Raw genomic sequence first — 21131 nt, 5'->3', positions numbered from 1 at the left:
TTTGATGTGGAAGAAGGTGAAATCTTCGGCTTTATAGGGCCTAATGGAGCAGGGAAATCCACCACTATAAGGATACTTTTATCACTTATTTATCCCACATCTGGCAGTGCCAAGATTTTTGGCAAGGACTGCATAAAGTACGGCCCAGATATAAAAAAGGATATAGGATATCTGCCATCAGAAGTATTCTACTACGACAACATGAAGGTGATAGACCTTTTAAGGTATTCTGCAAGTTTTTATAATAAAGACTGCAGCAAAAGGATAAAAGAGCTTTCCGAACTTATGGATTTGGAGCTTAACAAAAGGATCGACGACCTTTCATATGGCAATAGAAAAAAAGTAGGCATAGTCCAGGGGCTTTTGCATGAGCCTAAACTGCTTATATTAGATGAGCCGACAAGCGGACTTGACCCACTTATGCAGCAAAGGTTTTTCAATCTTTTAAAAGAGGAAAACAAGAAAGGTGTTACAATTTTATTTTCCTCTCATATACTAAGCGAAGTCCAAAAATTGTGTGATAGGGTGGCTATCATAAAGGAAGGCAAAATAGTGAGCCTTGAGAAGATAAGCACATTGAGGGAAAACAGCTATAAGAAAGTTTACGTTGAGGCAAATGCTCCTTTAAAGGCTGAGCATTTTAATATGGATGGTGTAAGCGATCTTCAGGTAAAAGACAGGACAGTCAGCTTTTTATTTAAAGGTGATATAAACAATATAATGAAAAAGATAGCAGAGATAAGCATATCAGATATCGCCATTGAAGAACCTAGCTTAGAAGAAATCTTCATGCACTACTACACTTAAGGGGGTGTCAATATGAACGTATTTTTGTACGAGTTGAAATCAAAAACAAAGTCTTTAGCCGTATGGTCTATATCATTAGCTTTTGTGGCAGTTTTTTTACTTTCCATGTATCCTACGTTTTACAAGAATGTGTCTTTGTTTAAGGATGTATTAGAAGGCTACCCTGTAGCTGTGAGGAAGGCTTTTGGCATTTCCATAGACGATATAATTAAGTTTTTAGGCTATTATTCTTATGTGTTTTCTTATGTGGTGCTTTTAGGCGCCATACAAGCCATGAATTACGGTGTTGCTGCAATATCAAAGGAGATTAAGCTTAAGACGGCTGATTTTCTCATGACAAAACCTGTAAAGCGAGGATCTATTTTGACGTCAAAGATTTTGTCATCCATCGTCATACTTCTGATTACAGATGCTGTTTACTTTTTATCTGCATTTATCATGGCAAAATCAGTGACGAAAGAGCCCTTTAACATCAAACTCTTTTTCATGATTTCTGTCACACTTTTGTTTGTAGAGATGATATTTTTATCGCTGGGGGTTTTGTTGTCATCAGTTGTGAAGAAGATCAAGTCTACAACTTCTATATCTTTAGGAGTGGTATTTGCATTTTATGTAATTGGCATGATTCAGGCTATTTTAAACGACGACAACATGAAATATTTGACGCCTTTCAAATATTTTGATTTAAGCTATATCATGAAGAATTCCTCATATGACATTCATTTTTCCATCATATCTTTGCTTATAGTCGTTGTGTCGATTTTTTTAAGCTATGTCTTTTTCCAAAAAAGAGACATTTACGCAATGTAAGGGGGGATATAGGTGAATATTTACATTAAAGAGATGAAATCCAGCGTTAAGTCGTTGATTATATGGTCTTTGGTTATGATTGCCTTTGTAGCTTCGTCAATGGGAAAGTACGCTGCCAGCTCGTCTATATCTGGTCAATCTCTTAACGACATGATTTCAAAGATGCCTGACGCGCTAAAATCCATGTTTGGCAGTGGAAATTTTGACTTATCGAAAGCTATAGGTTTTTACGGTGCCATGTTTATATACATCGTATTGATGGCTGCTTTGCACGCTTCACTGATTGGCTCTAATATACTTTCTAAAGAGGAAGATGATAAGACTGCGGAATTTTTGATGTCAAAACCTGTACCGAGAGCAAATGTTATTACGTCAAAGCTTTTTGCTGCGCTTACAAATATAATCATTTTCAATGCTGTTACTTTCATTTCGTCTTTGTACTTTGTGGGATACTACAGCAAAGGTGAAAACATTAGCGGTGATGTGCTAAAATTGATGTTGGGAGTATTTGCACTGCAGCTTATATATGTTTCATTGGGATTGTATTTTTCAGGGTTTTTAAAAAATCCCAGATTGTCTTCGCCTATTACTATAGGTGTGATACTGGCAACGTATATTTTATCTCTTGCCATAGATATAGACAATCATCTTTCTCGCTTAAAGTACCTTACGCCTTTTAAGTATTTTGACGCAAAGAATTTGATGAATGGAAAAAGATTTGAGATAATATACGTTGTAATATCTGCTTTGATTGTGGTATTGTGCATTGGCGGGACTTATGTTTTCTATCAAAAGAGGGATTTGAAAATATAGTTTTAGGAAGGGATCTTTTTGTACGAAAGCTTTGAAAATTTAAGCGATGAAAAGAGAAACAGGATAATTGAAGCAAGCCTAAGAGAGTTTTCTGAAAAAGGATATATGAGGGCTTCTACAAACGAAATTGTCAAAAATGCTGGAATATCAAAGGGCCTTCTTTTCCACTACTTTAAGAGCAAAAAGAATTTATTTTTGTATCTTTTTGATCGCATTGTAGATGAGTTTGTTGCTGCTTTTTATGAATTCATAGATGATTCGTCTTCAGATATATTTGACAGGCTTATGAGCTGGACAATGGTTAAATTCAGATTGTATTACAAAAAGCCTTTGGAGTACAGATTTTTGACAGTATCTATTTATGATTCGCCAGAAGAAATAAAAGATGACATATTGAAAAGATATGAGAGAATAAGCAGTGAAGTCATGAAGAAGTTTATGGGAAATTTAGACTTGTCGCGATTTCGAAAAGATGTAGATATTAGTAGGTCTTTAAGCTTTATCATGACGTCTATTGAAGCCATTGCCAACAATTATATAAAGATGTATAATCACGACATTGACAGACTTATTGCAGATAAAGATAAAATCATTGATGATTTAAAAAGTTGCATAAACATGCTTAAGTATGGTATATATGAGAAGTGACTAAATAAAATTGGGTGGTTGATACACCTGATTTTTTTGCCTTTAAATAGGTACTGGATTTTTTCTTCAAAAGTGATACTATTAAGACGTACGGAATTATGAGAAAAGGAAGTGCTTAATTATGAGTTTACATGATGACATAATGAATTTCGTCAGTAATGCTGGTGGAGACATAGGTGTTTCTGTAAAAAATCTGAAGACTGGAGAAATGATAGGCGTAAATGAAGAAATGATGTTTCCATCTGCCAGCACGATAAAAATACTTATCATGGCACAGATATATAAGATGGCTAAAGAAGGGTATATAAGACTGACTGACAATATCGTTTTATCTGACTTTATGAAAACAGATGGCAGCGGGATTTTGTACCAGTTAAATAGCAAGCACAAATTCACCATAGAAGAACTTATAACACTGATGATCATTATAAGTGACAACACTGCCGCAAATGTTTTGATCGATATAGCAGATATGAAAAACATAAATAAGATGGCAGAAGATTTAGGTTTGTTTCATACTAAGATACAGAGAAAGATGATGGATTTTGAAGCTATAAAATCTGGGAAAGACAACTATACATGTCCAAAGGATATGACGCGCCTTTTAGAGCAGATGTACTCTGGAAAAGTTGTAGATGAGGAGTACAGCATCAAGATGATAGAAATTTTAAAGAAGCAGCAGGAATTTGGGAGGCTTAACTTGTACCTGCCAGATGATGTATTGATTGCTCATAAGCCTGGGGAACTTAAGTCATTAGAGCACGATGTAGGGATAGTGTTTTTAAAAGATTGCGACTACATAATAAGCGTGATGACAAACAACATGAATACGAATCTTGATGGGAGAATGGCTATAGGGAAAATATCAAAGATGGTTTACGACGAATACGTAAAATTATAAAGCAGCTAATCTCGCTGCTTTATTTTGTCAAGATTCTAAGGGAGTTAAGCACTGCCAGCACAGTTACCCCCACATCCGCAAATACTGCTTCCCACATTGTTGCAAAACCCAATGCTCCTAAGGTGAGAACAGATAATTTAACGCCTAATGCAAAAATTATATTTTCTAAAACAATTTTATGAGTTTTCTTTGCTATTTTTATGGCGTCAACCAATTTATAAGGCTCGTCTGTCATCAGCACCACGTCTGCCGCTTCTATAGCAGCATCAGTGCCGATTTTTCCCATTGCAATTCCGATGTCTGCTCTTGTTAAAGCAGGAGCATCATTTATCCCATCTCCAACAAAAGCTACTTTGCCTTTTAAATCAGTATTGCTGCACAGCTTATCGACGACATTAACTTTTTCATCAGGCAGAAGCTCTGAGTAAACACCATCAAGTCCTAACTCATTTGATATATATTCGCTTATTTCTTTTTTATCTCCGGTAAGCATTATGAGTTTTTCTACACCTAAGCTTTTAAGTGCTTTTACAGTATCTTTGGAGTCTTTTTTTATTGTATCAGATATGACGATGTATCCTGCATATTTTCCGTCTACTGCTATGTGGACAGCACTGTACGGTCTGACATCCTTACATGCTATATTATGGCTTTTCATCAATTTTGAATTTCCTATAAGGATTTTCTTATCATCGATAATAGTTTTTATGCCATTGCCGGCAAGCTCAACATAATCTTTTATTTTTCCTACATCAATTTTGCTGCCGTAAGCATTTATGATAGATGATGCTATGGGATGATTTGAGTAATATTCTCCGTATGCAGCATATTTAAGCAGTTCATCGCTTTTAAATGGGTCTTCCGCACAGATTTCTGTCACTTTGAAAGTGCCTTCTGTCAATGTGCCGGTTTTGTCGAAAACTATTGTTTTAACATCATTTAAAGCTTCTAAGTAATTGCTGCCTTTTATAAGGATACCGCTTTTTGATGCGGCACCGATGCCGCTGAAGAAGCTTAATGGTACCGATATGACAAGGGCACATGGACATGATATAACTAGGAATACCAGCGCTCTGTAGATCCAATTTGAAAGGTTCTCGTTTAAAATTATAGGAGGGATTGTAGCTATAAATAAAGCGGATAAGACAACGGCTGGTGTATAATATTTTGCAAATTTCGTTATAAAGTTTTCGGCTTGTGCTTTTTTATTGCTGGCATTTTCTATCAAATCAAGAATCTTTGATACAGTTGATTCTTTAAAGTTCTTTTCGACTTTGACGGTGAGAAGGCCGCTTTTGTTTATAAAGCCGCTTAATACATCAGAACCGATGGTAACTTCCATTGGCAAATATTCTCCTGTCAGTGATGATGTATCTACAAATGATTTGCCATCTATTACTTTTCCATCCAGCGGTATTTTTTCACCTGGCTTTACTAAGATGATATCGCCTATGTTTACTACTTCTGGCGGTACCTTTTTTATATCATTTTCTATCTTTAAGTTTGCGTAGTCAGGTCTTATATCCATCAAATTTTTTATTGATTTTCTAGAATTGTCTACAGCGTAATCCTCAATAAGTGCTCCTATTTGATAGAAAAGCATGACGGATACGCCTTCTTCGTACTTTCCAATAGCAAAGGCACCTATTGTGGATATGCTCATGAGAAAATTCTCATCAAATAACTGACCTTTCAAGATTTTTTTGATAGACAATGCAATTATTTCTCCACCTGAAATAATGTAGCTTATGAAGAAAAAGGATAACTTTGCGTATTCAGGAAGTTTAAAAATAACAGGTAAAATAAATAAAACTGCTGCAGATAATAATTGCACGATTTTCCAATTAAAGCGGATGTCTTTGTCTTTTGCGATTTTGCTTTCAGAATCAGAAATATGAATATTTGGCTCCACATCTTTTACGACTTTCTTTATAATTTTGTTTATATCATTTATATTGTTTATATCTTCCAATTCAACAGTCAATTTTGTATTTACAAGATCTACATTGGCATTGCATATTCCATCTATCTTTTTTACATTATCTTCTATTTTTGCTGCGCATACAGCACAGTCTAATCCTTCTAACAGGAATGTCTTCTTTGAGCCTTTCATGCTATTTGATTCCAACACTATCCCTTCTTTCATATAAATTTAAGCCAAATAAAGGCTATTCTTCTATATGGCTAAAACCCTGGTCAAATATCTTTATGACGTGGTCATCTGCAAGAGAGTAGTAAGCGACTTTGCCTTCTTTTCTGTATTTTACAAGTTTGCTTTGCTTTAATATCCTTAACTGATGAGATACTGCAGATTGATTCACGCCAAGTGTTGCTGCAATATCGCATACGCACATTTCGGACTTTAACAAAGCACACAATATTTTTATCCTTGTTGTATCGCCAAATATTTTAAAAAGCTCAGCAAGATCGTACAATTTTTCTTCTTCAGGCATTAGCTTTTTTACTTTGTCAACAATGTCTTGGTGTATTACAGTTATTTCACACACGTCATTGTTGCTTTTATTGTCTTTCATAAAAACACCTCTATAATTGAATATATGAATATTTGTTCATATATATTTTATAATTTATCTCAATTTGTGTCAACTTGTTTTGTTAGTTAGTATGAGAAAATCATATATTAAACTGTCATATGCTCATTATGGTTTAATGTGATGCTGTGCTATAATATATTTTAGTAATTCAGTTATGAGGGATAAAGATGATGCGCAAGATAATCCATGTTGATATGGATGCTTTTTTTGCATCTGTGGAACAACATGATAACCCAAAGCTTAGAGGAAAACCTGTAATAGTAGGCGGGCTATCTGGCAGAGGTGTTGTATCTACATGCTCTTATGAAGCGAGAAAATATGGTGTTCATTCGGCTATGCCTATGTACATGGCTAAGACTTTATGCCCACACGGCGTTTTTTTGCCAGTAAGATTTCAGCGGTACAGAGAAGTGTCTGAAAAATTATTTGATATTTTATATGAAGTGACTGATATTGTGGAGCCGCTGTCGATTGATGAAGCATACCTGGATGTGACTGATATCGACAAAAATCCAGAAGATATTGCCAAGGAAATAAAAGAGAAAGTGTATATGACGACAGGGCTTACTGTGTCTGCAGGCGTTTCATACAACAAATTTCTTGCCAAGATTGCGTCTGATTGGAATAAACCTGATGGGCTTATGGTCATAACTGAAGACATGGTGCCTGACATATTGAGACCTTTAAGCGTATCGAAAGTTTACGGTATTGGGAAAAAATCGTCGGAAAGGCTTAAAAAAATAGGCGTAGAGAAAGTGGATGATTTGCTTAAATTAAGCCAGGATGAGCTTACGAATATATTTGGAAAGTACGGCAAAGAGATATACGACAGGATAAGAGGCATTGATTCAAGACCTGTTGAAACGTACAGGGAAACGAAATCGATAGGTAAAGAGACGACACTTAAAAAAGACACCAGCGATGTAGACTTGCTTTTAAGGTATTTAAGAGGATTTGCCGACATAGTATCATCAGAGCTTAAGAGTGAAGGGCTTTACTGCAGGACTATAACCGTAAAGATAAAGACTTCGAATTTTATTGTCCACACAAGAAGCCGTACATTAAATGAATACATAGATTTGCCTGATGATATTTATTCTGTAGCTGAGGCCATATTTAAAGAGGCTAAAATGAAACAGCCTGTAAGGCTTATAGGGCTTTCTGTGTCAAACTTAAGTGCCGTGAAGATAAAGCAGTTGTCACTTTTTGACTTGGATGTCAAGAGAAATTTGAAGATCGATAAGATAGTGTATGATGTGAATAAAAAGCTTGGAGGATATTTTGTAAAAAGAGGAAGCGATATATAGGGGGGTCAAAATGGAGAAAGCTGAACAGCGATTTAGCCTTCAAAAGGAAATATTGGAGCTGGCATGGCCTTCTATAACTGAACAAATGCTTATAATGATGGTTGGCATGGTATCAACCATATTTGTAGGCCACATAAGCACAGCGGCTATAGCGGCAGTAGGAATGATAAATACTTTGGTGTTTTTCTTTCAATCTATCTTTGCAGGGCTGTCAACAGGGTGCACGGTAATCGTTGCTAGGCTAATAGGAGAAGATGACGATGAAAATGCAAAGCTTGCTGTTATGCAGGCGCTTGTAATGTGCATAATCATTTTTATTTTGTTTACCGTTTTCGGATACATCTTTGCTGTCCCACTGATAAAATTGTTTTTTGGTTCTGTAGCAAAAGATGTATTTGAGCTGGGGCTTATGTATTACAAGATTATTCTTTTGGGCATGCCATTTGTAATAATAGATATTGTATTAGGCGGTGCGCTAAGAGGTGCAGGTGATACAAGGACGCCCATGTACATTACGGCTACCATAAACTTGATAAGCCTAATATTAAATTCCCTTACGGTATTTGGAGTAAATATCGGTGGACATCAGCTTATACCTGCTTTTGGAGTAAAAGGTTCTGCCATGTCTGTCACTATAGCCAGGGTCATAGGTGGTTTTATACAGCTTTATGTTCTTTACTTTGGAAAGAGAAGGATTAATTTAAGCATAAAAGACGGCGTGAAGCTTAATTTTCCTATGATGTTAAGGATTGTGAAAGTTGGCGTCCCTGCGTCCTTAGAGCAGCTTATAATGCAAGGCGGATTTTTGATAATGCAGGTTATAGTTTCTACAATGGGCACTGCGTCTATTGCAGTGTACCAAATAGGCATGAATGCCAATGGCCTTGCATTTATGCCTATATTCGGATTTCAACTGGCAGCTACTTCTTTGGTTGGAAGAAGCTTGGGGGCCAGAAAGATGATGTTGGCGGAGACGTACGGAAAACTGTCGAATAAAATAGCTGTGCGGATAATAACGGTCATAGGTATAATCATGTTTATCTTTGCACGTCAGCTTGCCGCGCTTTATTCAACAGATCCTGAAGTCATAAGGATGGGGTCTGTAGTAATAAGGATATTTGCTGCAATTGAACCGATGCTTGCCATAATGAATGTATTGTCTGGCGTTTTAAGGGCAGCGGGAGATCTGGTGTATATAGTCGTGACGGCATTTATAGGGCTTTGGCTTTTTAGGATTGCCATAGGGTACGCTTTAGGCAAGTGGATGGGCATGGGTATATATGGCATATGGATAGGGATATGCTTTGACTTCGTCGTTCGTTCTTTCATGTACACATATAGGTTTAAGCAGGGAAAGTGGAAATATCTCATGGTATAAATAATGATGTTGCAAATTTGATAAAATAAATTTATTATAAAAGTATAATTAAGCTGGGAGTTGATTTTGTGGATATATTTATTGAAAAGCTTGTAAAAAAACAAAAGACATCTAAGGACATGCTGAAAGCTTTGGGACTTATTTTACTTTCATTGGTAGTTGTTTTTTTCATAATACCACTTATACCTTTTGTGAAAGGTTTCCTCATCTTTTTTATCGTTGCCATACCTTTTTTTGCTTACTACGTGATTAAATCACAAAACATTGAATACGAGTACGCATATACCAACGGTGAGCTGGATGTAGATAGGATAGTAGCTGAAAGCAGAAGGAAAAGACTTTTAAGTGTTGACTGCAAAGACTTTGAGATTGTAGCAAAGGTGTCAAGTGACAAGTATTCAGATGAGTACAGAAAGATACCAAACAAGGTGGAAGCCGTAAGTTCGATGACATCACCCGACGTGTACTTCGCTGTCTTTGAAAATAGCGGCAAAAGGACGATTCTCTACTTTGAACCTAATGATAAGATGATAGAAGCTATGTGGAAGTACATACCAAGGAAGTTCTTTAAATAAACTGGAGGAATGCAAATGCCCATAAATGTAGTATTGGTTGAGCCGGAGATACCGCAAAATACAGGTAATATAGCAAGGACTTGTGTCCTTACAGGATCTAAGCTTCACTTAGTAAAACCGCTTGGTTTTTCTCTAAGTGAGAAGTATTTAAAAAGGTCTGGACTTGATTATTGGCCATACCTTGACTTAAAGGTGTACGAAAATTTAGAGGAATTTTTAGAGTCTACGAAAGGATGTAAATATTATTTAGCTACCACAAAAGGCAAACACTTTTATCACGAAGTAAAGTACGAAGATGAGTCTTACATCCTTTTCGGGAAAGAATCAGCAGGCCTTCCTCAGTGGCTTAGAGAGAAGTACGAAGATGACTGCATAAGGATACCTATGAACGAGGTAAAGGCGGAAAGGTCTTTAAACTTGTCAAATTCCGTAGCAATTGTAGTTTATGAAGCTTTAAAACAATTGGGTTTTCCCAATATGTATTGATATAAAGTGCAGCTAAAATCAGTGTTTCTTTATTAAGCGCCCGCAAAATACTAAAAGAAATGCTTTAGCTGCTATTTATTTTTTATATTTTTAATTTATGAATAATAGAATTATTACTTGCGAATTCAAGTTTGTCATAATATTACTACTACTATTTAATGGGAATAGGTTGAATTTATCCTACATTAGGATATAATAAAGGTAGGAGGTGTATAAAGCATGAAGATTAATACAGAAAACATGGTTTCTATCACGGAGGCTAATCAAAACTTTTCGAAAGTTGCAAGGTTAGTAGATAAAAATGGTGTTGTGGTAATTTTGAAAAACAATGTTCCGAAATATGTTATAACAGAGTTTAAAGAATATAAAGATGAGCAGATTGCAAAAAATGAAGATATAGAAAGCATTGCAATCCGATTAATTGCCAAGCACCGTAGTGCTTTTGAGGAATTAGCTAAATGATACGGTTAAGTGTACCACAGATTGTACTAATGCACAGTATTCTGATTCGTGAGACGGGTGGAATTGACGGAATTCGTGACAGCGGGCTTCTGGACCTTGCTGCTAACGCACCTTTTCAAACTTTTGACGGCGTTTATGTATATTCATCCCTTGAAGAAAAGGCTGCACGACTTGGTTATTCAATAATACGAAATCATCCTTTTATAGATGGAAACAAGCGTATAGGAATGCTTGCTATGATGGTCTTTCTTGAATTGAATGGTGTACAGCTTAGTTGTACGGATCAAGATATTATTAATGCAGGTTTGCAGCTTGCCAGTGGAGAAATGGATGACAAAGGGTTATTGGAATGGATATTTCAACATAGATAGTTTATGCCAATCGAACTTTATAAACAATGCAGGTGGACTAATTTCTTGGACAGTTCACCTGCATTGTTTGTAATATAATATCAACGGAATAATGTTTTTACTGGTAGTGTGTCTACATCCTGTAGATTTTTACAACTCTTTCTTCATCTAAAACTTCGTATATTATTCTATGCTGAATGTTTGTAAAACATAGAAAAATCTAATGTGTGCTGATAAAAAAAGCTGGGCTATCGTATGATAATCCAGCTTTAGCTTTAACCTTTCAATGCCAAAAGAATTTTATTCACTTCTTTTGCAACTTTGTCAAATTCTTCAGGGGTCAATGACTGTGCACCATCTGAAAGGGCCATGTCGGGATGCGGGTGCACCTCTATGATGAGTCCATCTGCTCCAACTGCCACGGCAGCCCTTGATAATGGCGCTATAAGGTCACGCCTGCCTGTGCCGTGACTTGGATCGACTATTACAGGAAGATGTGATAAATTTTTTACTGCAGCCACAGCATTTAAGTCAAGAGTGTTTCTTGTGTACGTCTCAAATGTGCGTATGCCTCTTTCACAAAGTATGACATTGGGATTTCCTTCTTTCATGATGTATTCTGCTGCATTAAGCCATTCTTCTATAGTCGATGACAAGCCACGCTTCAGTAAAACCGGCATGTTTGACTTGCCTATCTCTTTTAAAAGCTCGAAATTCTGCATGTTCCTTGAGCCTACTTGCAGTATATCTGCGTATTGTGATACTTTTTCTATGTGGGAGCTGCTGACTATCTCTGTTATAGTGACCATACCTGTTTCTCGCCCGACGGCATTTAGTATCTTAAGCCCTTCTTCTTCTAATCCTTGGAAAGAATATGGTGATGACCTTGGCTTGTATGCACCGCCTCTTAAAACTTTTGCACCTGATTTCTTGACTGCTTTGGCAGCTTCAAGCATTTGCTCATAGCTTTCTACAGCACATGGACCTGCCATCATGACGAAACTGCCTCCGCCGATGTCTACATCTTTGACTCTTACGACAGTGCTGTCAGGCTTTGCAGACCTTGACACAAGCTTATACGGTGAAGAAATCCTGACGACGTCGTATACGCCTTCCATTGATGATATAGGCTTATCTTCCAGGACTTCCACATTTCCGATGACGCCGATTATAGACCTTTCGGCGCCGTTTACTACGTGCGTCGATAGATTGAATTTATTTACGTATTCGCAGACATTTTTTATATTCTCTTCTGTGGCATTTTCTTTCATTATAATGACCATCAAATCAACCCCTTTTAACATATTATCTTATAAAAAAAATCTCTCATCCCAAAGGACGGAGATTTTCCGCGGTACCACCTTTATTAACCATGAAAGGTTCACTCTAAGAGTACAATCATACTCCCTTCTTTTTAACGGTAGAAGACTCCGGCATCACCTACTATGGTTTCAGATCGCAACTTAAGAGGGAACTTCAATATGTTTAAGATATCCGGCTTCCACCATCCCGGACTCTCTATAATCCTCCACATACCTACTTTCCTCTTTCATCGTCTTTCACTCAAATTATTGTAATAATAATACAACAAAAAGACCCTTGTGTCAATAAAATTTTTTACTTTAAATTACTAAAATGTTTTTACACCTCTTTTATATTATGCTAAAATATCTATAAAAAGATATAAAAAGGAGCGATATACATGAGAATTGTAAGAATAGATGATGAAGGAAAAAAGTATGGAATAGTAGATGGTGAAAATATTTTTACAATAGATGGGAGTTTGATTAAAAGTTTAAAGATTGACGATGTGAAGCTTCTGCCGCCATGCGATATGACAAAAGCTGTATGCGTCGGATTGAATTATGGAGATCACATCGAGGAGATGGGGGACAGGCGCCCTGATGAGCCTACTCTATTTATAAAGCCTGCAACTGCAGCGATAGGGCCTGATGATTACATAGTGATTCCTGAAATGTCAGAGAGAGTTGACTACGAAGGAGAACTGGCTGTCGTCATAAAAAAGGCGGCGAAGGATGTTTCAGAAGATGATGCATTAGACTATGTACTTGGCTATACAATCGCAAATGATGTCACAGCCAGAGATCTGCAGTCAAAAGACGGACAGTGGACGAGGGCAAAGTCATTTGACACGTTTTTGCCTATAGGGCCCTGGATTGAAACCGATTTAGACCCTTCAAACTTAGAGATAAAAACATACGTAAATGGCGTATTGAAGCAGCACAGCAACACAAAGCACCTTATATTCAATGTACCTAAGCTTGTATCATTCATATCCCATGTCATGACATTAAATCCTGGCGATGTAATACTTACAGGAACCCCATCGGGAGTGGGACCGATAAAGTCAGGGGATGTGGTCACAATTGAAATTGAAGGAATAGGCAAGCTTACAAATAAAGTCAAGTAAAGGGGATACACATGAAGTTTTATTTTTGCGGCGGAGCAAGTGAAGTAGGTGCATCCTGCTATTTGGTGAACATAGACGGAAAAAATATTTTATTAGATTGTGGCATAAGGATGTCGTCAAGTAAGGACAACCTTCCTGATTTTCAGCTTATCCAGGAAAATGGCGGTGTCGATGTGATATTGATAAGCCATGCTCACATGGATCACATTGGCGCACTGCCTATAATATCAAGAATTTACCCTGATGCCAAGATATACATGACACATGCTGCAAAAGATTTGACAAGGGTACTTTTGTATGACAGCTTGAAGATAATGGAAAGAGAAGCGGAGATACCTGCTTATGCTGAGATACACGTAAAAGAAATGTTAAACAGGATAATATGCCATACGCCTGGGCATACATTTTCACCTTTTTTAGATTCTGATTTAAAGGTGACATTTTACAGTGCCGGCCATATAGCAGGTGCAGCGTCAATATACATAGTCGGAAATGAGGGAAGCTTTTTTTACTCAGGTGACTTCTCAAGATTTAGGCAGAATGCGATAGAAGGCGCTTCCATACCTAAATTAAGGCCTGATGTAGCTTTTTTTGAATCTACGTATGGTGACAAGCTTCATGCAAATAGAGAATTAGAAGAATCAAGGCTTGTTGAGAAGATAGGATCTGTAGTAAAAAATGGCGGAAAAGTGTTGATACCTGCCTTTGCCTTGGGTAGAGCTCAGGAAATAATCCTCATACTTAAAAAGGCTATAAATAAAGGCATGATAAGTACAAAGGTTTACGTAGATGGCATGGTAAAAGATATATGCAGGATTTACAAGTTAAATCCAAACTACCTAAGGGAAACTTTGGCTAAGAAGATTTTTAAAGGCGGAGAAATATTTTTTGATGACAATGTAATGCCAGTTGACAAATTTGAAATGAGGGAAGAAATCATAAAAGAGCCATGCGTTATAGTATCAAGCTCAGGAATGCTTACAGGCGGTCCTAGCCAGTGGTATGCTGAAAAACTGGCAGGAGATGAAAAAAATCTGATAGCCATAACAGGGTATCAAGACGAGGAGTCTCCAGGAAGAAGGCTTTTGGAGCTTACGGATGAGAAAGACGATGATAAAAAGCTTAAATTGGCGGATAAAGAAATACCGGTAAAATGTGCGGTTGACAAGTTTGGACTTTCGGCACATGCTGACATGAGCGAGATACTGTCGCTTGTAAATTTCCTTTATCCTAAAAAAGTGTTTTTAATCCATGGCGATCCAGATACGATAAATTTTTTGGGAAGAGAGATACAAAAAGACATTAAAACAGATGTGTACGTGCCACAAAATGGCGATGTGCAGGAGATTGATATACAAAATCCGCGAAAACAGCTTAAAAGAAATCCATATCCTTCAATGAAAATGGAAGAAGCTTTAAACGAAATCAATATAGAAAAGCTTTGGAGATTTGTACTTGACAGAATCGGTGCAGATGCCGCATTATCTGTAGAAGATATAGGGGGAATATGGGGTTGTATAGAGGATACTGATGCTTTAAAAGATTTATTAAATAACTCATTATATTTCCAACCTGATAAAAAGATGATGTTTTTATATCACGCTATATCAGAAGAAGAACTAAAGTCAGAAAAAGATGAAGGCCCTATGGAAGTGAATCAGATGCTGTCGTTAGTTGATGAATACTTCAGCAGAGAAACGGGACTTTACAAAAAAGGCGCCAGATTTGATGAGAAGATAGCTATTTTATACTTTGATTTTCCAGATGTAGCTAAAAATAAGTATTCAGATTTATTTAAAGAATTTGAGGAGAGGACAGGATGGACAGTTGAATTAAACGAGAATATAAACACATCGGCCATAAATGACGTTATATATAAGCTTATGCCGAATGTTACTATTAACAAAGTTTCTTATAAAGCGGCTGACAAATTAGTATCTGTAAAGATCGACGGAGAAATTGAAAATATTGAGGAAGTAAAAGATAAATTTTACAATGAGACAGGACTTAAGCTTAACGTTAATGGGCAAGACGTGCCAGTTGATACAATTCGCCTTGTCGATACAGGTGATGATAAACTGGAACAGAATGAAGCACTTAAGATCATAGATGAGGCATTTAAGGATTTGCCACATAAGCCCTATAAAAAAAGCATAAAGACATTAAACGGCATCAAGTATATTGAGCTATCATTCATATCTAAAGTAGTCGGTGAAAGGTACAAAGAAAAAATAGACGAGCTTATAAAGAGGACTGGCTGGCAGATCTTAGTAGGAAATGGGTGCAATCAGATAGAAGCCATAAATATTGTAAAGAGAGTATTTGGAGAAATGGGAGTAAAACTTAAGAAAAATCCAAGCGTTTATTTAGATGACATGACGATTGGCATATCAATAGATGGCGATGCAGATGATGAGATTATTAAAAAAATAGATGACACGCTGTACGATATGACAGGCTTGAGACTTAGGTAAATATAAATTGTAAAGGAAGGTTTGTGATGGGTTATAAAGAGATCTCATTAAAATACGGAAAAGGTACAGTAAATGTAAAAGTAGATGAAAATATGTCTACAGTGCTTTATCCTGAGGACTTACCCGGCGTTGAAAATCCTGTGGAAGAAGTATCGATGTCGCTTAAAGATCCAATTGGTAAAGCGCCTTTATCTGATTTGGTTAAGGACAAAAAAGATGTCGTAATATTAGCCAGCGACATAACACGTCCGTCGCCGTCTCACATTCTAATACCGCCTATAATCGATGAATTAAACAAGGCTGGTATAAGTGATGACAGCATAAAAATCGTTTTTGGGCTTGGATACCATAGAAAGCATACAGATGATGAAAAGAAGACGCTTGTTGGTGAAGAAGTGTTTAATAGGATAAAGTGCATCGACCATGATATAAATGACTGCGTATACGTTGGCACTACAAAAAGAGGTACGCCTGTAGAAGTCTTTCGTGAAGTATACAATGCAGATTTCATCATAGCTACAGGCAACTTAGAGCTTCACTATAAGGCAGGGTACAGCGGAGGACATAAAGCGCTGCTACCTGGTGTTTGCAGCAAAAATACAATAGAAAGAAATCACGTTCTCATGTTTTCAGAAGGAGCGATGCCAGGCAAAATCGATGGAAACCCTATGAGAGAAGACATCGAAGAAGGAGGAAAGCTGGCCGGCGTCGATTTTATAGTAAACGCAGTCTTAAATAGCCACAAAGAGATAGTGAAAGTAGTGTCAGGGGATCCCATAAAAGCTCACAGAGAAGGCGCTAAATACATCGATAAGATGTACAAAAGAGTTATTCCAGAAAAAGCTGATATTGTTGTAGCATCTTGCGGAGGATACCCAAAAGACATTAACCTTTATCAAGCGCAAAAAGGCCTTGACAACGCCCAATATTCTGTAAAAGACGGTGGAACTATAATATTGGTAGCGGAATGCAGAGAAGGGCTTGGAGAGAAGCTTTTTTCAGACTGGATGGTAAATTCATCATCTGTAGATGAGCCATTAAAGTGGATAAAAGAAGAGTTCAGGCTTGGAGCGCATAAAGCCGCTGTAATCTGCGAAGTATTAAAAAGGGCTGATATCTACCTTGTGTCGTCTTTTGACAGCAGCTTTACTGAAAAGATATTCTTTAAATATGCAAAGACTCCGCAGGATGCACTTGATGAAGCTATTAAAAAATATCACGATCCTAAGGTACTTGTTCTTCCATACGCAAATTCCACGCTGCCATACGTGGAGAATTGATATTAAAATCATATGTATCATAATGAATGGTGGTGATGACGATGAATATTAACGATGAACAAGTCGATGTAATAAAGAATTTTCTTATAAATAAAGTAGAGCCGTATGTAATATATCTGTTTGGTTCGGCTGTAAATGGTATATTTAGAAGCGATAGTGATATTGATATTGCGTATTTAAGTGATAAAGATATTAGCAGTTATGATTTATTTATGATTTCGCAGGAATTAGCGGATTTACTAAAACGGGATGTGGATTTAATAGATTTGCAAAAAACATCAACTGTATTCAAAGCTCAGGTGGTAGGAACGAAAAAAATAATTTATTGTAATGATGATTTAAGGCGAATGAATTTCGAAATGTATGCATTGAAAGATTATGCGAAATTAAATGAGGAAAGAGCTGAAATAATTGATAAAATATTAAAAAGGGGGCGGATTTACAGTGAATGATGTGGTAATTAATAAAACGGAAATTATTGAAAGATGTATAAATAGAATCAAAGAAGAATATGAAGGAAACCCTATGAATCTCAAAAATTATACAAAACAGGATTCAATATTGTTAAATATACAAAGGGCTTGTGAAGCTTGTATAGATTTAGCGATGCATGTTGTAGCAGAAAAATCTTTTGGTATTCCTCAAAATAGTAGAGACGCATTTGAACTGCTTCGTAAGAATGGTGTCATAGATGACGTGTTAGAGAAGAAACTAAAATCCATGGTTGGTTTTAGAAATATCGCTGTGCATAATTATCAATTGATAGATTTAAAGGTTGTACAGGATTTGATTGAAAATGGCTTAAATGATTTGATAGTCTTTTCAAAAATAATACTGCAACAATATAATAATTAGATATGGAATTATTGACGAGGGATGGAAGAAAGATGTTTGGCATATGAAAAGGTGGTCTTTAAAACCGCCTTATTTTTATGCAAAAAATCGATGTTTTTATTATTTTATTTATTTTCTATTGTGTTATTTGATAATATGTTGTTTATTGTTGATTTTTAGTATATTTAGTGTGTACAAAAACTGGTTTTCTATAGCTGCATATGGTATAATAAATATAAGATGAAGAGAAATGGAAGGAAGAAGTATGAGCCAAAAATACGATATAACGATGAAAAATATTTTTTCTGATATGGCCGATGACATAATGAGTTATTTTTTAGGACTACAATACACAAAGATTGATGAACTTAATATAGAATTTGCAAGAGTAGAACGAAGAGACAGCGATATGATATTCAAATGCACAACAGACAAAGGAAATGTCGCTGTGCACATAGAATTTCAATCAGAAAATGACGAAAAGATGTCTTACAGGATGCTGAGATATTCCCTGGAGATAATGGAAAAGCATAATCTCTTACCATATCAGATAGTCGTTTATATAGGCAAAGACAATGTAAAAATGAAAAATAGCTTAAATTATAACTTTGGGGAACAAAATACATTAAACTATAAATACAGGATAATAAATGTCGGTGACATAAAATATACTGATGTTGTAGGAACAGAATATTATGACTTATATTCCCTTCTACCATTGATGGATCAAAATAGAAGAAAAGAAGAAGGAGAAAAATATTTAGAAAGATGTATTGAAGTCATAAAAGATATTCCATTAGACATAAACAAGAAGAAAGATATAGCATTTAAGGCAGAGATATTGTCGGGTATTGTATATAAGAAAGAAGTTATTGAAAAAGCTTTTATGGAGGTGGTAAGAATGTTTAGGATTGAAGAATCTGAGACGTATAAAATGATAATCGAAAAAGGTATGCAAAAAGGTATTGAGAAGGGAATCGAAAAAGGTATAGAAAAAGGGGCACAACAAGAAAAAATTGCAATAGCAAGAAAATTATTAAAGGAAGGTATGGACGTTGATAAAGTAGCAGACATCACTGAGCTTAGCAAAGATGAGGTAAAAAAATTAATTCAGCATTAAAAAAGTTAATAAGTTTGGCATATGCAAAGGTGGTTTTTAAAGCCGCCTTATTTTTATGCAAAAAAATCGATGTTTTTATCATGCTTTTATTTATTTTCTATTGTGTTATTTGATAATATGTTGTTTATTGTTGATTTTTAGTATATAATTTAATTAAAATTTAAGAAAACTGGAGGAAAGTGTATGCTTGCGATAGAACGAAGGAAGAGGATAATGAGGCTTATACAAGAAAACCAAAGTGTGTTAGTGCCAGAGTTAAGCAAATTGTTTAATGTGACAGAGGAGACCATAAGAAGGGATTTGGAGAAACTTGAGGCAGAGGGGCTTTTAAAGAGGACTTATGGTGGTGCTGTTATAAATGAAAATTCAAGTGCAGATATTCCCCTAAATATAAGGGAAATAACGAATATAGAAAGCAAACAGGCCATAAGCATGAAGGTTGCTGAATACATTGAAGATGGTGATACGCTTTTGCTTGATTCAAGCTCTACAGTCCTTCAAGTAGCAAAGCAATTAAAGTTCAAAAAGAAGCTTACGGTTATAACAAATTCGGAAAAGATAATATTGGAATTAGCAAATGCGAAAGACTGCAAAGTCATTTCAACAGGGGGGGTATTGAAGCAAAATTCCATGTCGCTAATTGGAAATTTTGCAGAAGATATGATTAAAAATTTCTGTGTAGACAAAGCCATAATATCATCAAAAGGTTTTGACATGACAAATGGCATTACGGAGTCAAACGAAATGGAAGCTGAAGTAAAAAAAGCCATGGCCAACTCGGCAGAAAAAGTGTTTTTGCTGCTTGATCACAACAAATTTGATAAGTCGTCGTTCGTAAAGATGTTTGACTTAGATAAAATTGATTATCTGTTTACCGATAGAAAGTTGTCTTTAGAATGGGAAGAATTCTTGAAAAAACACAATATCGATTTAATCTATTGTTAGCTAAATCCCACGTTTTGTGGGATGTTTTTTTATTTTAAGGAAATGCTATCTTAAATTTTGTTAATTACGCAAAATACTATTGACATTTTATTAAATACTGATATAATAAAGATAAACAAAATAAAACAGACATAAATCAAAATAAATTCAATAAAAATTAACTTTATTTAAAGGAGGGCAAAAAGTGTATTCTGAATATGAGGTAAAAAAACAGATCTGCGAAATAGGAAAAAGAATCTATATGAATGGGTTTGTAGCAGCAAATGACGGCAATATCACTGTAAGAATCGGTGAAAATGAAATAATAACGACTCCTACAGGTGTCAGCAAAGGGTTTATGACTCCAGATATGCTATTGAATATTAATTTAAACGGCGAAGTATTAAAATCATCAGGCGATTACAAACCGTCCACAGAGATAAAGATGCATCTTAGAGTCTATAAAGAAAGACCAGACGTCAAATCAGTCATACATGCACATCCGCCATTTGGCACAGGCTTTGCTATTGTAGGTATCCCGCTTACAAAGCCGATAATGCCAGAAGCTGTCATATCTTTAGGCTGTGTGCCAATAGCTGAATACGGCACGCCTTCAACCGAAGAGCTGCCAGATGCCGTTTCTAAATACTTACAAAATTACGATGCGCTTTTATTAGAAAATCACGGTGCACTGACATACGGCCCAGATTTGATCAGTGCATATTATAAGATGGAATCACTTGAATTTTACGCAAAATTGACATTCATCTCTACACTTCTCGGAGGTCCAAAAGAATTATCAGATAGCCAAGTAGAAAAGCTTTATGAAATTAGGAGAAAATTCGGTTTAAAAGGAAGACATCCAGGCGATTTGTGCAGTACATTAAATAAACAAAAAACAGATAATTAATAAGTATAGAATATAGTAATATGCTTGTTTTGATTGTTGCGACTAGTACATTATTGAATTGATGAC

22 protein-coding genes and 1 other annotated feature are annotated in these 21131 nt (G+C 36.0%); of the genes, 19 read left to right on the top strand and 3 right to left on the bottom strand.

The genetic code is table 11. The features are described 5' to 3' along the window. Window positions 1-6: 6 nt before the first annotated feature. From ACZ42G_RS12520 to ACZ42G_RS12500, 5 genes are all read left to right on the top strand, one after another. A complete protein-coding gene (locus tag ACZ42G_RS12520; RefSeq protein ID WP_464850662.1) occupies window positions 7-807 on the top strand; it encodes an ABC transporter ATP-binding protein in 801 nt (266 codons plus the stop codon). Window positions 808-819: 12 nt separating this feature from the next. After that, entirely contained in the window at window positions 820-1617 is a 798-nt protein-coding gene (locus ACZ42G_RS12515; protein WP_464850661.1) for an ABC transporter permease subunit, read from the top strand. A gap of 12 nt (window positions 1618-1629) precedes the next feature. Then, window positions 1630-2430 (top strand): ABC transporter permease subunit, encoded by an 801-nt coding sequence (locus ACZ42G_RS12510; protein ID WP_464850659.1) that lies wholly within the window; start codon window positions 1630-1632, stop codon window positions 2428-2430. Between the two features lie 18 nt (window positions 2431-2448). Beyond that, window positions 2449-3078, top strand: coding sequence for a TetR/AcrR family transcriptional regulator (locus ACZ42G_RS12505; protein ID WP_464850657.1), 630 nt, complete (start codon window positions 2449-2451; stop codon window positions 3076-3078). Window positions 3079-3199: 121 nt separating this feature from the next. After that, complete coding sequence (locus ACZ42G_RS12500; protein ID WP_274893498.1) at window positions 3200-3979, top strand: serine hydrolase; 780 nt, start codon at window positions 3200-3202, stop codon at window positions 3977-3979. Window positions 3980-3998: 19 nt separating this feature from the next. Here the strand turns inward: ACZ42G_RS12500 and ACZ42G_RS12495 are convergent, their stop codons facing one another. Both ACZ42G_RS12495 and ACZ42G_RS12490 read right to left on the bottom strand, forming a co-directional pair. Further along, a complete protein-coding gene (locus ACZ42G_RS12495; RefSeq protein ID WP_464852170.1) occupies window positions 3999-6092 on the bottom strand; it encodes a heavy metal translocating P-type ATPase in 2094 nt (697 codons plus the stop codon). A 55-nt stretch (window positions 6093-6147) separates the two neighbouring features. Next, on the bottom strand, window positions 6148-6513 hold the full coding sequence (locus ACZ42G_RS12490; protein WP_464850655.1) for an ArsR/SmtB family transcription factor: 366 nt from the start codon (window positions 6511-6513) through the stop codon (window positions 6148-6150). 188 nt (window positions 6514-6701) lie between these two features. Between ACZ42G_RS12490 and ACZ42G_RS12485 the strand changes: the two genes are divergently transcribed. The 6 genes from ACZ42G_RS12485 to ACZ42G_RS12460 all read left to right on the top strand — a co-directional run bounded on the left by ACZ42G_RS12485 (window position 6702) and on the right by ACZ42G_RS12460 (window position 11113). Further along, a complete protein-coding gene (locus ACZ42G_RS12485) occupies window positions 6702-7841 on the top strand; it encodes a DNA polymerase IV (RefSeq protein ID WP_464850653.1) in 1140 nt (379 codons plus the stop codon). 10 nt (window positions 7842-7851) lie between these two features. Beyond that, window positions 7852-9219, top strand: a complete 1368-nt coding sequence (locus ACZ42G_RS12480; RefSeq protein WP_085113055.1) for an MATE family efflux transporter — start codon at window positions 7852-7854, stop codon at window positions 9217-9219. Between the two features lie 68 nt (window positions 9220-9287). Further along, on the top strand, window positions 9288-9794 hold the full coding sequence (locus tag ACZ42G_RS12475) for a DUF6106 family protein (protein ID WP_085113054.1): 507 nt from the start codon (window positions 9288-9290) through the stop codon (window positions 9792-9794). A gap of 15 nt (window positions 9795-9809) precedes the next feature. Beyond that, window positions 9810-10280 carry a tRNA (uridine(34)/cytosine(34)/5-carboxymethylaminomethyluridine(34)-2'-O)-methyltransferase TrmL gene (gene trmL / locus ACZ42G_RS12470; RefSeq protein WP_013788852.1) on the top strand — a complete coding sequence of 157 codons (471 nt, stop codon included), beginning with the start codon at window positions 9810-9812 and terminating at the stop codon, window positions 10278-10280. Window positions 10281-10499: 219 nt separating this feature from the next. Continuing rightward, on the top strand, window positions 10500-10742 hold the full coding sequence (locus ACZ42G_RS12465; protein ID WP_085113053.1) for a type II toxin-antitoxin system Phd/YefM family antitoxin: 243 nt from the start codon (window positions 10500-10502) through the stop codon (window positions 10740-10742). After that, the gene (locus ACZ42G_RS12460) at window positions 10739-11113 is read left to right on the top strand and encodes a type II toxin-antitoxin system death-on-curing family toxin (RefSeq protein ID WP_085113052.1); all 375 of its coding nucleotides are present in this window, start codon (window positions 10739-10741) and stop codon (window positions 11111-11113) included. The genes ACZ42G_RS12465 and ACZ42G_RS12460 overlap by 4 nt, the downstream gene beginning before the upstream one ends. 254 nt (window positions 11114-11367) lie before the next feature. On the opposite strand, the gene aroF is transcribed toward ACZ42G_RS12460, so the two are convergent. Continuing rightward, window positions 11368-12375 carry a 3-deoxy-7-phosphoheptulonate synthase gene (gene aroF / locus ACZ42G_RS12455; RefSeq protein ID WP_085113051.1) on the bottom strand — a complete coding sequence of 336 codons (1008 nt, stop codon included), beginning with the start codon at window positions 12373-12375 and terminating at the stop codon, window positions 11368-11370. Window positions 12376-12423: 48 nt separating this feature from the next. Beyond that, window positions 12424-12654, bottom strand: a binding site (T-box leader). Between the two features lie 140 nt (window positions 12655-12794). Between aroF and ACZ42G_RS12450 the strand changes: the two genes are divergently transcribed. The 8 genes from ACZ42G_RS12450 to ACZ42G_RS12415 all read left to right on the top strand — a co-directional run bounded on the left by ACZ42G_RS12450 (window position 12795) and on the right by ACZ42G_RS12415 (window position 21065). Further along, complete coding sequence (locus ACZ42G_RS12450) at window positions 12795-13523, top strand: fumarylacetoacetate hydrolase family protein (RefSeq protein WP_464850652.1); 729 nt, start codon at window positions 12795-12797, stop codon at window positions 13521-13523. An 11-nt stretch (window positions 13524-13534) separates the two neighbouring features. After that, a complete protein-coding gene (locus ACZ42G_RS12445) occupies window positions 13535-15997 on the top strand; it encodes an MBL fold metallo-hydrolase (protein ID WP_464850650.1) in 2463 nt (820 codons plus the stop codon). Between the two features lie 26 nt (window positions 15998-16023). Further along, window positions 16024-17277 carry a nickel-dependent malate racemase, LarAH6 family gene (gene larAH6 / locus ACZ42G_RS12440; RefSeq protein ID WP_464850648.1) on the top strand — a complete coding sequence of 418 codons (1254 nt, stop codon included), beginning with the start codon at window positions 16024-16026 and terminating at the stop codon, window positions 17275-17277. 41 nt (window positions 17278-17318) lie between these two features. Further along, complete coding sequence (mntA, locus tag ACZ42G_RS12435; RefSeq protein WP_464850647.1) at window positions 17319-17729, top strand: type VII toxin-antitoxin system MntA family adenylyltransferase antitoxin; 411 nt, start codon at window positions 17319-17321, stop codon at window positions 17727-17729. Then, window positions 17722-18132, top strand: a complete 411-nt coding sequence (gene hepT / locus ACZ42G_RS12430; RefSeq protein ID WP_464850646.1) for a type VII toxin-antitoxin system HepT family RNase toxin — start codon at window positions 17722-17724, stop codon at window positions 18130-18132. Before mntA ends, hepT begins: the two co-directional genes overlap by 8 nt. Window positions 18133-18376: 244 nt before the next feature. Further along, entirely contained in the window at window positions 18377-19231 is an 855-nt protein-coding gene (locus tag ACZ42G_RS12425) for an Rpn family recombination-promoting nuclease/putative transposase (RefSeq protein ID WP_464852169.1), read from the top strand. Window positions 19232-19414: 183 nt separating this feature from the next. Further along, complete coding sequence (locus tag ACZ42G_RS12420) at window positions 19415-20176, top strand: DeoR/GlpR family DNA-binding transcription regulator (protein ID WP_464850645.1); 762 nt, start codon at window positions 19415-19417, stop codon at window positions 20174-20176. Window positions 20177-20360: 184 nt separating this feature from the next. Next, the gene (locus ACZ42G_RS12415) at window positions 20361-21065 is read left to right on the top strand and encodes a class II aldolase/adducin family protein (protein ID WP_464850644.1); all 705 of its coding nucleotides are present in this window, start codon (window positions 20361-20363) and stop codon (window positions 21063-21065) included. The last annotated feature ends 66 nt before the right edge of the window (window positions 21066-21131 follow it).

Source organism: Thermoanaerobacterium calidifontis, assembly GCF_055381745.1.
Note: the sequence above shows the minus strand (reverse complement) of the source record. Positions and strands in the feature narration are given on the sequence as shown.